This window comes from Streptomyces sp. NPDC054956 (genome assembly GCF_053609185.1).
Genome location: NZ_JBSGXB010000201.1, coordinates 1 through 14,055, shown reverse-complemented (window position 1 = coordinate 14,055; position 14,055 = coordinate 1). Strand labels below are relative to the sequence as shown.

12 protein-coding genes and 1 pseudogene are annotated in these 14,055 nt (G+C 69.2%); 7 read left to right on the top strand and 6 right to left on the bottom strand.

Annotated elements, in window-relative coordinates; all coding sequences use genetic code 11:
* The 4 genes from ACWGDE_RS26355 to ACWGDE_RS26340 all read left to right on the top strand — a co-directional run.
* Positions 1–1,597 (top strand): MSCRAMM family protein (locus ACWGDE_RS26355; protein WP_453391510.1); only part of this gene is annotated, 1,597 nt, incomplete at its 5' end.
* A 79-nt stretch (positions 1,598–1,676) separates the two neighbouring features.
* A complete protein-coding gene (locus tag ACWGDE_RS26350) occupies positions 1,677–2,729 on the top strand; it encodes an MSCRAMM family protein (RefSeq protein WP_453391509.1) in 1,053 nt (350 codons plus the stop codon).
* A gap of 214 nt (positions 2,730–2,943) precedes the next feature.
* Positions 2,944–3,468, top strand: a complete 525-nt coding sequence (locus tag ACWGDE_RS26345) for a hypothetical protein (RefSeq protein WP_453391508.1) — start codon at positions 2,944–2,946, stop codon at positions 3,466–3,468.
* 59 nt (positions 3,469–3,527) lie between these two features.
* Entirely contained in the window at positions 3,528–4,043 is a 516-nt protein-coding gene (locus ACWGDE_RS26340; protein ID WP_453391507.1) for a hypothetical protein, read from the top strand.
* A 36-nt stretch (positions 4,044–4,079) separates the two neighbouring features.
* Here ACWGDE_RS26340 and ACWGDE_RS26335 read toward each other — a convergent pair whose 3' ends face one another.
* A complete protein-coding gene (locus ACWGDE_RS26335) occupies positions 4,080–4,541 on the bottom strand; it encodes a 2'-5' RNA ligase family protein (RefSeq protein WP_453391512.1) in 462 nt (153 codons plus the stop codon).
* A gap of 882 nt (positions 4,542–5,423) precedes the next feature.
* Positions 5,424–8,615, bottom strand: coding sequence for a hypothetical protein (locus ACWGDE_RS26330; protein ID WP_453391506.1), 3,192 nt, complete (start codon positions 8,613–8,615; stop codon positions 5,424–5,426).
* Positions 8,616–9,535: 920 nt separating this feature from the next.
* Here ACWGDE_RS26330 and ACWGDE_RS26325 point away from each other — a divergent pair.
* The 3 genes from ACWGDE_RS26325 (at position 9,536) to ACWGDE_RS26315 (ending at position 11,159) form a co-directional block, all read left to right on the top strand.
* A complete protein-coding gene (locus ACWGDE_RS26325) occupies positions 9,536–9,901 on the top strand; it encodes a DUF317 domain-containing protein (RefSeq protein WP_453391511.1) in 366 nt (121 codons plus the stop codon).
* A gap of 166 nt (positions 9,902–10,067) precedes the next feature.
* Positions 10,068–10,364, top strand: a complete 297-nt coding sequence (locus ACWGDE_RS26320) for a hypothetical protein (protein WP_453391505.1) — start codon at positions 10,068–10,070, stop codon at positions 10,362–10,364.
* A 150-nt stretch (positions 10,365–10,514) separates the two neighbouring features.
* Positions 10,515–11,159 carry a DUF317 domain-containing protein gene (locus ACWGDE_RS26315; protein WP_453391504.1) on the top strand — a complete coding sequence of 215 codons (645 nt, stop codon included), beginning with the start codon at positions 10,515–10,517 and terminating at the stop codon, positions 11,157–11,159.
* A 187-nt stretch (positions 11,160–11,346) separates the two neighbouring features.
* Here the strand turns inward: ACWGDE_RS26315 and ACWGDE_RS26310 are convergent, their stop codons facing one another.
* The 4 genes and pseudogenes from ACWGDE_RS26310 to ACWGDE_RS26295 form a co-directional block, all read right to left on the bottom strand.
* Positions 11,347–11,706, bottom strand: a complete 360-nt coding sequence (locus tag ACWGDE_RS26310) for a hypothetical protein (RefSeq protein WP_453391503.1) — start codon at positions 11,704–11,706, stop codon at positions 11,347–11,349.
* A 35-nt stretch (positions 11,707–11,741) separates the two neighbouring features.
* Positions 11,742–12,416: a hypothetical protein gene (locus ACWGDE_RS26305; RefSeq protein WP_453391502.1), complete on the bottom strand. Its 675-nt coding sequence runs from the start codon at positions 12,414–12,416 to the stop codon at positions 11,742–11,744.
* Positions 12,417–12,511: 95 nt separating this feature from the next.
* Positions 12,512–12,943 (bottom strand): hypothetical protein, encoded by a 432-nt coding sequence (locus ACWGDE_RS26300; RefSeq protein WP_453391501.1) that lies wholly within the window; start codon positions 12,941–12,943, stop codon positions 12,512–12,514.
* Between the two features lie 101 nt (positions 12,944–13,044).
* A pseudogene (locus tag ACWGDE_RS26295) lies at positions 13,045–14,055 on the bottom strand (mobilization protein); the annotation flags it as partial.

Genomic DNA, 14,055 nt, shown 5'->3' with positions numbered 1-14,055 from the left:
CCCGGAAGCCTCCGTGGTGCTGGGCCCCGGCTACACCATCCCCGACTCCGAGGGACACGCCGCCTCCAGCCACATCGGTGCCTACGGCCCGCCCGGACCGGCCGTCCACGGCGACACCGAGACCTACTGCGCCGACCCTGAACGCAAGGGCCCGGCCGATGCCGGAGGCTACGGCGACCCGCAGCCGGTCCCGTCCTGGACGTCGTCGGTGACCGGGAAGCCCGTCACCAAGGAGAACCTGGCCCAGGCCGCCTATGTGATCGGCAAGTACGGGCAGACCCGCGACAACGCCCAGGCCGCCGCGGTCGACGCCGTGGTGTACGAGTACCTGGCCGGCGGCACCTACGCCCTCGACGGCGACCGAGGCAAGCAGCGCCTGGCGTACCCGGTCGTCTCCCGGACCGCCCGCACCCTCGCCCAGGGCTACGTCGCCGAGGCCAAGAAGCTCGCGGGCCCCTACACCCTCCAGATCACGCCGTCGGTGAAGACCACCACCGCCGGGACGAAGGTCACCGTCGCGGTGAAGGTCACCACCACCGCCGGCACGCCGGTCCCGAAGGTCGCCGTCACGCTCGCCGAGTCAGGCTCAGGCACTGCATCCGGCAAGGTCACCACCAACGACAACGGCACGGGCGCCTGGGAGTTCACCGCCGAGAAGCCCGGGACCGCCAGCGTCACCGCGACAGCCGAGGGGCTGCCCGCCATGGGGCTGCAGGTCCTCACGCCCAAGAACCCGGCCGCCCAGCGGATGCTGCTCGCCGGGGGCACCACCAGCGTCAAGGACTCCGCCGCCATCACCGTCGGCGAGGAAACCGGCGGTGTGACGATCCGCAAGAAGGACCCCGAAGGCACCCGCCTGGTCGGCGCCGCGTTCCAGCTCCTGGACTCCGACGGCAAGCAGGTCGCCGCAGGCAAGACGGATGAACAGGGCAGCCTCGTCTTCGACAAGCTCCCCGCCGGCACCTACCGGCTGCGCGAGACCTCCTCCGGCAGCCCCGTCCACGACCTGGTCCCCGAGCAGACCATCACGATCACCGCCGGACGCACCGCCCAGGCCAACCCCCTCGACCTCGTCGACCCGTTCAAGAAGGCCCGCCTGTCGGTGAAGAAGACCGACAAGAACACCGGCAAGACCCTGCCGGGCGCGGTCATCGCCATCCGCGCCGACGAGACGGACAAGACCGGCAAGCACACCCCCGGCAAGGTGATCACCAGCCTCACCACCGGGACCGACGGCACCGCGGCCGTCTCCCTCGACGTCACGCTCAAGGCGGGCACCCGCTACTGGGCCGGCGAGACCAAGGCCCCCGAGGGCTACCAACTCGGTGCCACACCGGTCGCGTTCACCGCCCGGCCCGGCGCCGACGTCACCGTCACCCTCGCCGACAAGCCCACCGCGACCACGCCGCCGAGCCCGAGCACCCCGCCCGCGACACCCCCGGCCACCACCCCGCCGACGTCGCCGCCCGGATCCCTCGCTCACACCGGCGCCGACGCCACCACCTGGCTGGCCGGCGGAGCCACCGCCCTGCTCGCCGCAGGAGGCGGCCTCTACCTGATCAACCGCCGCCGCCGTACGGGCGACGCCCCCAACTGACCCATCGCGCTGCCGGGCCCCGCTTTCGGAGCCCGCGCTACACCGTCCCGCACCGCACGATCCCGCCCGGAGCACCCTGATGAAGAACCGTCCCCTCCTGTTCACCGCACTCGCTCTGACTGCCGCCACCGTCCTGACCAGCCCGGCCACCAGTGCCACCGCAGCCCCCTCGCCGTCCGCCGAAGCCCCCAAGGACCAGGGCGCCCCGGCGCCGGCGGACAAGGCCGGACTGCGTATCGTCAAGACGGACCCTGAAGGCCAGCCCGCCCCCGGAGCCGCCTTCCAGCTGCTCGACTCCGCGGGCAAGACGCTCGCCGAGGGCAAGACCGGCTCCGACGGCACCCTGGCCTTCTCCGACCTCGCCCCCGGCGTCGTACGCCTCAAGGAGACCGCCTCCGGCAGCCCGCTGCTGGGCACCGTCCCCGACCAGGACGTCGTCGTCGCACCCGGCGAGCCCAAGGTCCTGGCAATCACCGACCCGTACAAGTCCGCCGGCCTCACCCTCAAGGTCACCGACAAGGCCACAGGCAAGGGCCTGGCCGGAGCCATCGTCAACATCGCCCCGAAGGACGCCAAGGACGACAAGGGCGCCTTCACCCTCACCACCGGCCCGGACGGCACCGCCAAGGCCCCCCTCCCCGTCGGCAAGAAGACAGGCAGCGCCTACACCGCCACCGAGACCAAGGCCCCCGACGGCTACCGACTGGAGACCACCCCGGTGGAGATCACGGCCAAGCCCGGAGCTGAGACCACCGCGGCCTTCACGAACGCGGCCACGGCCAAGCCCACCGAGGAACCGACGGGGAAGCCGACGGCCAAGCCCACCGGCGATCCCACCTCCCAGCCCACGCCGACCGGCTCGCCCTCGACCGGCACCGGGGAGCCGACCGATGCGGCATCCCCCTCCAGCAGCCCGGAGATCGGCACCGCTACCGCGACCTCCACCGCACCTGACGTCAAGCCCGAAGGCTCCCTCGCCCACACTGGCGCCGACAGCACCAACGGGTGGCTCCTGGCAGCCGGCGGCCTTCTCCTCGCAGCCGGAGGCGGAGCCGTCTACGCCGCCCGCCGCCGTAAGAACGACGAGAGCGAAACCGGCACCGGCCAGCACCGGCGTAGCGACGACAACTGACCTCACCATCACCGGCCCCGGGAACCAGACAGGTTCCTGGGGCCACCTGGCGTTGAGCATCCCGCAGCTGTCCTGAGGTCAGCTGCGCGAGCTTCGCCCATGCCCGGCGTACGCTCAAACGGCCGCAGGACGGTGATTTCCGCCGAGCTGGCCTCACGGGCGAGGACCCGGAAAGTCCTGTCGATGGTCATCTTGAGACGGCAGAATGCGACCTATGACGATGCTGGACGAGCGGTCGCGACGGTGGCAAGGCGCAGGCGGTCCCGCGGAATGGCAAGCGGCATGGGACCGCGCCCGCGAGATTCTCGGCCCGGTATGGCCCGACGGATCCTTCGCGTACGAACGTGATCCGGATGGCGGGGAACTCGCCGACGGCGCCGCCGGACTGGCTACGTTGCTCTACATCCTGGCCTGCGAGACGGGTACCCATCCGCGCGATATCGGCCGCGGTCCGGTCGAGGACCTCGTGGCGCGACGGCAGGGAGAGACGGACCCTGATGTCGTAGGGCGATGGGAGGCGCAGCTAGTCCGGCTGGGGCACGACCTGGACGATGCCGACGACCCGGTAGCCACGCGGTGGCGCGTCCTGCGCACCGACAACAGCCCTTCGGACGACGCCCCCGACTGGGTGGACTTGGATGCCTCGCGACGTTGGGGGATTGGGGCGCTGGAGGGCATCCGGTACCTCCTCTCTCCCTCGCTGCGTGACCGACTGGACTTCGCTGGCGGCACGGTGTGAACCCGAGGACCGTGGCGACCGAGGTCTCCGAAGATGAGGGTGTGCGGGTCCGGCTTATCTTGCTGCCTCCTGAGCCCGAGTTCCAGAACGATCACCCCACCACACACTTCCTGGCTCCGACGGGCGTCCCGAAGATCAGCGAGAGCGCCTCGGTCGTGGTGGCGGACGCCCGCTCGACGTCCTACGAGAAGGCCTTCGACCTTCTGCACGACGGTGTACAAGACCATCCGGGAGCGATGATTGTCGGCGCGGTGACCAGCGACCGGAGCGCGCTCGTGTGGGTGCGGGTCCAGCCGCGGTCGGTCTGGGAGCCCGCCGGGTACACGGTGATGGTGCGCAGTGAGGACCAGGGGCCGGCGGACCTGTACCCGTCGGTGATCTACGGGTGGGCCAGATGGTGGTTGGAGCGGCTGATCGTCCCCGCCGAGTACCCGCGAAACGTCCTGCTCCCGCGCCCGCCCCTCCTCCTGGACGCACTGGTGGGGCAGGACACATTCCGCCTCGGCATCAGCTCAGCGGAGCGGCCCGGCCAGTACGAAGTACGGGACCCGCAGGACCCCACCGAGTGGAGGTGAACCGCCCAACCACCGCCGCGTACCGGGGTACCGCGGTCAACCAGTGAGGGGGATCTCGGCGAGAGACTCCCAGGTCATGCGCCAGCCGCCGGTGTCCGGCGCGGTGTCGTAGCGGACGTCCAGCAGGTGCACGGCGTCGACCCGCAGTGGGGCGCGGCGCGGGGTGATGGTGTTGCGCAGGGTGCTGTTCAGGGCATCGGATTCGGCGGAGGCGTAGCTGTAGCCCACCGACATGTGCGGCCGACCGCCACTGTGCTGCAATGACGTCTCCCCCCGGGTGGCGCGGATCGCGGACCGGACCCGTCCCTGCAGGAAGACTGCCTCCTCGTCGGGCCACACGTCGAACACGGCGCCGGCCGAGTTGGCGATGGGCGGGCCCACTTCGGTGTCGAAGGGGGCCACTGCAGCCAGTTCCTTGCGCAGGGCGCGAATCAGGTCCTGGCGCTCGCCGACGCCGATGTCCGCAGAGGCGACGTCCGCGACCATCTCCACGGTAATGTGCAGAGTGCCCGGATCCCCGGGCTCGGGCGGGCAGGATCGATGGGGTGCTCCAGCAACGCGGGTCGGCAGGCGTGCTGTAGGCCCACATTCGGAATGTCCCGTTCCGTCATGGTGACCTGGGCTTCATCAGCCGTCTCATTCGAGGGACACGGCACTTCTGTCTCACGATCTTGTCCTTTGCGCTGCCCGGTCTACCACTCGGTTGGCTCCGCCTCGGTCGGAGCCGAGTCAGCGAGCTGTGCCGAGAGGGACCTGCATCACGTCTTCTCAAGTGATCGTCTTGGCTTGAAGGTCCGCGGTGACGTCGACGAGGTGCACCGCGTTGATGTGTAGCGGAGCACGGCTCGGCCGTACTCGTCGGAGGAGACGTTGCGCCGCGTCGGAGTCCGCGTCGGCGTAGGCCGTTGTCAGGTGCTGAATTCCAAATTCGTACTGGCAGGCGTCGTCGCCGAGCACGGCACGGGTGCCGCCCCGGGCTGGGGTCTGTCCAGTTCCTTTTACAGGATCCGGAGGGTGGCGGTTCGTGTCCCTGCCGGGAGGCGGCCTCAACGTCTGGTCCGCCTCCGCAGCGAATGAGAATCCGCAAGGTCAGTCTGCAGAGCATTGAGAATCTGACAGCTGGAGTGCGACGGGACAGATATCCGTCTCACATGCATGGTCAATTGGTCAGACAGTGGCCACTTAGAATGAAAATTGGTCACTCATTCTGAGACGCTACACGGCGATGTCGCACCCAATTCGGAGTGCCCCATTCCGTTCGGCCCGGGCTTCTGCCGGTTATCTCGCTTTTGGGCCGCGGGATTCCGTCCCGCGATCTTGGCCCATCAACTTCCCTCGAGCGAGTCCCCTTACTGCTGGCACCACCAGCCTCGGTCAGAGTCAGCTCGGAAGCGGGATGTTGCTCCAGGTCCACGGGGTTGCGGGACGGCCATCGGTCTCCCTCCCGTAGCCGCCATGGTGCTGGTACTTACCGGCGTCCGCCAATCGGCGCGACAGGGTGTCAGCAGCCTGCTTCGCACCAGCTTTCCGCAGCTCCGACAGGAGTATCCAGTCGTCCACGAGCGGGTCAATTTGGGCGATGGGAACCCGTTCCAGCAGGGCCGTCACGGCCTGGTCTACGCCGGCTTCCCGCAGGTCCCTCAGGAGAATGCCGATGCCATGCAGGTCGTTGCGGTCAATGTGGGCGACGGGGTCCCGGTCCAGCAGTGCCGTCACGGCTTGGTTTTCACCGGTTTCCCGCAGTTGCCGCAGGAGCGCTGCGACGCCCGTCAGCTTGGTGAGGTCGACGTGGGCGACGGGGTCTCGGCCGAGCAGTGCCGTCACGGCCTGGTCTGCACCGGCATGCCGCAGCACCATCAGCAGGTGGGCGACCCCGCCCGGATCGGTGAGGTCGGTGTGGGCGACGGCCCGGTCCAGCAGCGCCGTTACGGCTTGTTCCGTGGCACGGGGGAAGCGGACATGGGCATGCTTCAACTTGTGCAGCAGCCTGGCGACGCTGTCCGGGTTGGTGAGGGCGTTGAGGTGCCGGTCCATTAGCGCCATTACGGTCTGCTCCGGGTCAGCTCCCTCAAGCGCCTCCATCAGCATGGCGTCATGGGTGCGGTCGGAGTCGTGGGTGTGGATTCTTTTGTGGACGTCGGTGTGGTCGGTGTCCTCCAGGCTCATCAGCGCCATCGAGGCCCGCGCCGGATCGAACGGGTACAGCGAATGCGCCAGGTAGGCGATGCCCCGCGGGTTGTGGGGATCAACGTGGGCGATGGGGTCCCGGTCCAGCAGCGCCGTCAGGGCCTGGTCTGCGCCCTCTGTCTTCAGCACGAGCACCAGAAAGGCGACGCCGAGCGGGTCGGTGAGGTCAACGTGGCTGGCGGGATCCCGGTCCAGCAACGCCGCCTTGGCCTTGGCCGCACTGGATTCGTCCAGCGCCACCAGCAGCGAGGCGACGCCATACGGGTCAGTGAGGCGGGCCTGGGCGACCGGGTCCCGGTTCATCAGCGCTGTCAGGGCCTGGTCTGCACCGACTTCACGCAGCTCCCCCAGCAGGTCAGCAGACACATTCGGGTTGGTCAGGTCAGCGTGGGTGGCGACCCACAGAGCGGCGTGATGGTGGGGGTCGGCTATACCCCCCATGGGGCGCCGGATCAGATCGGAGTGCGCGGTGGGGTGACCTGCGAGGACGGCCTTGCGTCGCAGTTGGATGGCTTGTTTATACAGGCCGCGGTCCCAAGCGGCGTCCGCGAGGCGGTTCAGGTCGTCGGGGTCGCTCGTATGGGTGGTCAGAGCCTCCCATAGGGAGGGGGCGCCGAGCTGGTCGGCGCGTCGGATGCGGGTGTGCTGGTCGAGGAAGGCGGCGGGATCGTAGCCAGCGGGGGCCCCTGCGTAGGGGCGCACAGCCGTGAGGGAGGTGAGGGTATGGCGGACGTCGGTGCGATTGCTGTCAAGGCGAGCGCCGGTGCTTAGTGCGTGCAGGGCATGGTCCGCCCAGTCAGGGTCCGGGCTGTGGTGACTGGGAGCGAGGGCACCGTCGGCGGCGTCGGCGAGCAGAGCGGCAGGGATCGGTGCATGGTGGCCAAGGCGGCGGGCGTCCAGCGCAGCGGTGATCAGCGCGTGCTCAGGATGGGTGAAACGAGCTCCAGGGGGACGGCGGTAGGCCTCCAGCAGTTCCGGACCGCCACTGAGGTGCTGCACCACCCGCCCGTCGCCCTCCCCGGCCCTCCGCGCCTGTTCCAGCCGAAGGTCCCCCGTCTGCTGGGCGAGGTCCCGCCAGCGATCAAGGTCGTTGCCCGACAATACGGAGGCGACCTCAATCCGCCGGGCGAGCGAGCCCGTGAGCAGGGCTCGGGCCTGACTGTGCGGATCACCCCGGCTCCCTTGGATGGTGAGGTCGTTCCAGTGCGGGTCGGTCCACAGGGTTCCCACCGCCGCCACACCTGGCTGTCTCTCCAGCAGATCCCGAAGCTTGGCGGCTGCCTGCTCACCTGCGGACCCGTCCAGAAACCGTTGCGCCTCGTTGAGCCACAGCACCCCCCCACTCGTGATCCGACCACTCTCGATGAGGGCGAGCAGATCATTGGCTGAGGCCGGCCGTAGGAGTGGGCGGGTAGGGGCGAGGTCGTGGAGAGCTTCGTACAGGGCACGGGTTTTGCCGGTGGACGAGTCGCCGGTGAGCACAGCCAGGACCGACTGGCCGCCGTCCAGGGCCAGCTTGAGGGCGTCGCGGAGTGCTGTGTCGTGGTCGCGCGACAGGTAGGGCGTCAGGGACGTCGGGGAGTGGGTGGCGTTGCCGGGCGACACGGCGGTTTGGACTTCCAGTGCCGCTGCGCTGACGGTGTCCAGTGTCTCCACGGGCGGTCCGCTGTCGCCGCGCGAGAGCAGGAGGTGCCGTTTCATGGCGGTGTAAGAGCTGTGCCGATGTGAGTCGGGCTTCACGATAGTGAAGTGGTCACCCGGTAGGAACGCGGCGGCGTCGTGGAAGGCGCCGATCGACGAGGCAGGACTGACGATGTTGTCTTCCATGCCGCCGTAGACCGCGAACGGGATCGGACATGCGTGAGTGGTGGTCTCTCGGGCGTGGACGACCTGGCTGATGACCGTGCTTTGGGTCCTGGCAACCTCCTCGTTGAAGGGGCGTAGTTGCCGTTCTTGCTGGTGGAAGGGCAGGAGCCAACGCCGTAGGCTCAGGCCGATGCCTGAGCCGGTATTTGGGCAGGCGAACAAGACGACGCGGCGGATGCGGCGGCTCAGTTCGTGTCCGTGTCCTGCACTGAGCATGCTAGCCAGGTAGCGCTGCACGACCAGTCCGCCCTGACTGTGACCCACCAGCATCAAGTGCTGGAAGCCCTCGGTTTCGGTGTCCAAGAACTCTTTTAGGCCACCAGCGACTGTGTCGATGGACGGGATCCGGCGAAACGGGTTGAGCGACACCCACGGAGTCGCGTACGGGAAAGCCAGGGGGGTGACGAACTTAAGATCATCATCTCGGGCGATCAGCTGAACGAAGGGGTCCCAAACGGCGACGTTTGAGGTGAATCCGTGGACGAACACCACACAGAGCCGTTCATCTGTCATTTCCACCGATGTCTCCGCACTCTTGCATTACTCGACAAAGCCTACCGATCCTTCCCCGTCCCGGCACGACGTGATGGGCGAGCCGCTGGGCAAGAGCGTCGTGGCGTGGATCGTCCCAGCCGACGGCGATGTACCAGTGGAGCAGGGTCCCCGACTCCCAGGACTCCTGCCCCTGCTTGAAAATGAAGGACTGCATAGGCCGGAAACGTAACGGCTGACGCCTTCGGACGGTGGCGGTTGTGACAGGTTGCCCGGGAATAGCGTGCGATTAGGCGCTGGGCGCCTTAGCGAGCTGGCCCGCGTACGGCAGAGCGGCGGCGAGAGTGCCTTCTTGCCGAAGTCGGTGAGTCATAGGAGTTCATCTCACCGCGTTGTCCCTTCGGTCGGACAAAGGCCGTCGTCAACGAGAAAGGGACACGCGAAATGCGAACCTACACGTGCGCCAGGGCCAGCAGGTCATCATCGACGCCGGGGCGCGGCAGGACGTAAACGTGGAGGACACCCATTCCCTCAGTCCACGGCTCGCCCCGGAAGGCAGGTGTAAAGCGGCGCATGGATCCTCCTGCTGCTGCATCTTGGTCTGCGCTCCCTCCCGGGGAGGGTAGCGACCGTCACCCACCGTGGCGGTGCTCCTGACGAAATGGCCAGAACCGAACCCCCGGCCGGCGAGTGCCGATGGACACCTTCTGCGTCGCGGCCCTGTCGGCGGCTTGTCAGCGGCCCTCGCTCCTTCGACTGGGCCGGGGCATCACTCAAGGCGCGACGGCCGAGGTGTGCCGTGCCCGAGACCGGACGACTGCGCCGACCCGGGTCGAGTTCGCCGGTGGCAGACAGGAAAGAACCCACAATGACTGGTGCAACGTTGCAGTGCATGTCAACCTAGACGACCTTCCCCCAACTCGGGGTTGTACCAGGTCAGAGAGGTGATGCTTGTGACCGTGGAGCTATCGAACGCCGGGTTCCGTACCACGATCGAGAAGTTGCGGTTGCACAGTTGGCTGTTGGGGCCTGGCCAGCCGACCGAGGTCATCGACTGCTTCCCTGAGGCGAACGGCGACTTCACCCTCATCGTCGACGACCGGGCCGACACCCATATCTCTTCGGCCGACGGCAGGCTCTATCTCGGCTGGTTTCCCGAAGGCCGGCCCGGATCCGAGGACGAGGGCTGGGTTCTGGCCGTCACCGGTACTGCGAAGGTTCCCGGCTACCGTGTCGTCTTCGATCCGCAGACCCCGGCACGGCTAGTCGCCGTTACCGTTTCCGAGGTGCTTGCCACCGCTCGACGGCAGTAGTGCCCACTCCGCCTGGAGGCCGGGACGCTCGCCTCCCGTCCTCCAGTTGCTCGCGCGTCCTTCCGTGGTCCGTTCCCGCAGGCCGCGCGGCGCACATCCGCCCCCACCACAACGCTTTCCACCCGTGAGGAGAACCGTGGCCCCCCAGCCCGAGCCTGGTGCCGAGATGACCGTTGCCGACCTGATGGAACACCTGTCTGCGGCGGACCCGGCCGCCCGCGTTCGGCTCGCGATCAACCCCTTCTTTCCCATGGCTCACAAGATGGGCACCGTGACAGTGGGCACGGACCAGGACGGGCGACCGATCGTCTATCTCGCCGAGGACGCGGAGGCGGTGCAATACGGGTACCTCCCCAGGCCGGTCGCCGAGGCCCTTACCTGGATGCCTCCGGTCGAGCCTCCTTCTCGTGGACGGCGGCTCCGTGCCGTCTCCGACGACGATACGAGCCGCGACACCCCCTGACGACAAGGAGCACTTCTGCCCCCGTCCCCTGATTTCCCTTCCCTTCCCGCGTACTGGGTCACCCCGCGCCATCTCGCCGGCGACGATGGCCTCCTTGCCGACCAGGTCGGCTCCCACCTCACCGCGGCGGGCTGGACCAGCCTCACCCTCGTGCGAGGCAGACGTGAGCCCGACGAATCGGACGATGCCCGGCAGGTTCTTCGCAGCACCGTCCTGTACATCGCTCCGGACGCACTGAGCTGGGCGCAGTGGGTGCTGGCCGACGAGCCCATCCTCCTGGGTGATCAGCCGGTGGCATGGACCGTCTCTGCCCGCGCCACCCCCGCCAGCCTTCCCCAGTGGAGTGCGTACTTCTCCGCCGGCACCCCGGCCGAGGTCGTCACCGACTTCCTGCTCGCCCTGGAGGACCGCCCGGATCCCGCCCACGGCTACGCCGGACCGCAGGCGGTTCTCGACGCGCTCGCCAGCAGTGGCTGGATCGGCGACATCGATACCCCCACCGCCATGTCCGACCCGCGGCTGGCCGCCACCATGGCCTTGACCGCTTTGCCGAACGAGGGCATTCAAGACGGCGACCCCCTCGTCCTCGATCCCGAGGTGGAAGCGGCGGGATGGCAGGCATGGTGCGAACCGAGGATGGGCGGCGGGCTCCTGTGGGCCGCCATGTTCTCCGCCAGCACGCCACACGATCTCGTTGCGGCCTTCGCCGCCTCCCTGGCCTCACCCGCACCGGTGCTGCGCCACACCCTGCCGGAGAGCAGCGAGGGCCAGCTCACTGTGCAACCGACTGTCTGATACCCCGACGGCCGGACCCCTTTGGGTCCGGCCGTCGGCCTTTTGCGTCGCAATACGGTCATCGATCGATGTGCGGCTCCAGGAGACGGTCGCGATGCCCGCCGACGACCGTCACCCCGCCCGGCCTCAGCGCTTGTGCGCGAGTCGGGCGGGGCGCCATGCGAAGGCGGTCGCCTTTGGCCACTGGTCAGCGGCCGTGGCCCGTGGTACCTCCGGGCGGCTGGTCGCCGGGCTTGTGCCAGCGCACAGCCGGGAGGCCCCCGTCTGCGGCCAGGTTTTCCGTGAGATGGGCAGCACGGGCACGGATGCCGGAGCGGCGTACCGCCTGGGCGTTGGCTGCGCCGGGCAGGGACTGCAGCTCGGCGAATGCCGCCGTGGCTCGCTCGCTTTCCGGAAGCGCGATTTCATCGCGGCGTCCGGTGGACCTGGCGCCAAGGATCTGCGTCCGGTCTGCTCCGAGGGAAGCGAGAGCCAGCATCAGCCGCACCAGCGGATCGCTGGCGGCGGTGAGACGGGTGAGGGCCTCGGTGGACATGAACTCGGTCACGGAACCTCCATATAGAAGGGTGGGGACAAGGGGGTTCAGCGGGCTGTTGCCTTGGCCAGGGCGGTCTGCCCGTGGACGGCGACTTCCGCTGGGCTGCCGGAGATGACCAGCAGCACGGCTCCGTCGCGAATCACGGTCTGCTGGACGACGGTGCGCTGCCCGCCGGCGATGACGGTGAGGACCTGCCCCCACTGCTCGTCACCGAGACGGGGCACCGGCACCGTCTGGGTGCGGACCTCCGCCACGGTGGTGGCGGTGACCAGTTGGTACGACGGGCAAGCACCCATCGCGGTCATGATCCGCCCGACCCCCGCGGAAAGGTCCTTGGGCGGCGCGGAGTACAGCTCCTCGGTCAGCTGGGTGCCGCCGGGGCCGGTGAGGACCCGCTTCCCCTGGTTCGGGAACATCGCGTACGGGTTGTCCGCGGAGCTGCCCAGCTGCTCCAGCTGCGGGCAGCCCTCGACGGACGCCTCGGGCGAAGCCGTGGATGTGGCGGGGCGGGCAGCGTAGCCGGGGCCGAGATCGTCGGCGGTGAGCAGCCGGTCCGCCAGCCGATCCGACGGCAGCACTTCGTGGTTGCCGGTGGTGGGCATGGAGGTCTCCGCCCGAGGCGCTGCAGACGCCGTGTCGGAGGGCGGGGCGGAACAGCTGGTCAGCGCCCAGAGGGCGAGGAAGGTGCTGGTGAGGACGGTGGAATGGCGCAGGCGCATGCGGGTTCCCTGGGTCGGATGCGGGTGTGCTGACCGTGGCCGCCTCCTCGGAGCGGCAGGGAAGGAACACAGGGGTCCAGGGGCGCGGTACCCGTTCAGTGGCCGATGGAGCGCAGGCCCTCCTCGAGCGTGCCGAACTTGCCGTTGCTCGGTCCGCTGTTGCGGTTGTACCAGGCCACGTCCAGCCGCGGCTCCAGGGTCTCGTGGCCGTCGCGGCAGCGCAGCCAGATCCGCCCCTCAGTGCACAGGACGACCCAGTCCCGGTACGCCTCGCACTGTGGGCAGGCACGGACATCGCCTTCGATGACCAGGGGGCGCGGCCATGGCATGAGCCGGCCCGCCAGGTCGTCATCGGTGTCCATGCGGAAGTCCGGCGGCAGGAAGTCGTCCACCACCGGGGCGGCCGGAGCGGGGGCGGGCGTCTGCTGCACCGGGTCGGGCCACTGCGGCTCCGGGTGCGCCAGCCACGGGACACCCGCCGGCCCCAGCTCCGTAGGATCCTGCTTGGCCTTCCTGCGACCGAACACTCGGGCTCCCCTCCCAGTCGGCTCCCCGCACACGGCGGTGGGTCAAGAAGCGTGCCCCATGGGCCCCACCTGCGGCAACTCACAAACTCCTGAAAGCCTGGTCACCTCCGGCGGCGCTGCGTGCCCTTCGACGCCGGGCTCTCGGCCTTCGGTCCGGTGGGGCCCGACGAGGCGGTGGCGCCGTCGGGCAAGGGCATCGCCTGGGCGTCGGCCGGCAGGTCCGCAGCGCGGCGCAGCCGCCACACCAGCACGTCGGACACCGACTCGGCGCTCCCCAGCTCCCGTCGGGCGGCGGCGTCGGCCAGCAGGGCGGTGGCGTCGTACCCGGCTGCCTCGGCATCGGCCAGGGTCGCCGCCAGCGCCGCCCACCCGGCTTCCGCCAGGACCCGCTCCGCCAGCTCCGTCGGCAGCGCTTCCCGGACCCGGAGGACCTGGCGGCGCAGCACCGGAAGAGCCAGCGATCGGCCCCGTACGGCCAGCACGCCCATGGGCTGCGCGGCGGCGGCTCGGTAGGCGGTCCGCAGGTGCTCTGCCGCCAGGTGGGCGGCGGCGGCCTGCTGCGCGTGTGCCTTCTTCGCATGCCAGTGCCCGGCCACAGTCACAAGGAAGAACACGGCGTCGATCACCATCGCAGTCGTCGCCCCGTCCTCCCCGCGCCCCAGGGCGGGACCGCTGTCGACGAGATCGCGAGCGGCCTGCCGCAGCGCCCGGTCGTGCCCACGCTCGGCTCGTACGTGAGAACGGGATGCCCGCTCGAACACGAAGGCGGCATCACGCAGTTCACGGCGGGTGTGGGCGGCACTCGTCTTCGCGAGGGCGTCGAGGATCTCGCCGGCCGCGGCGATGTACGCGGCCGTCGCCGCGTCGTCTGTCCGGTCCATGACGAGGATCGCCTGCCACACCGCCGCGCTCGCCCGACGCCGGGCCTGCGCCGGCCCCGACGCGGCCACCGGCTCGACGATCGGTTCATCCTGCCTGCGGCCGGACCAGCGCTCGTGGATTCGGGGCAGGGACAGATCTGCGGCGAGCTTCGAGCCCGGGTAGAAGATGGGTTCCCCGTCCTTGTTGAGGTCCCCCGGCAGGGCGACTGTGTAGCCCAGAAGGTCTCCGGA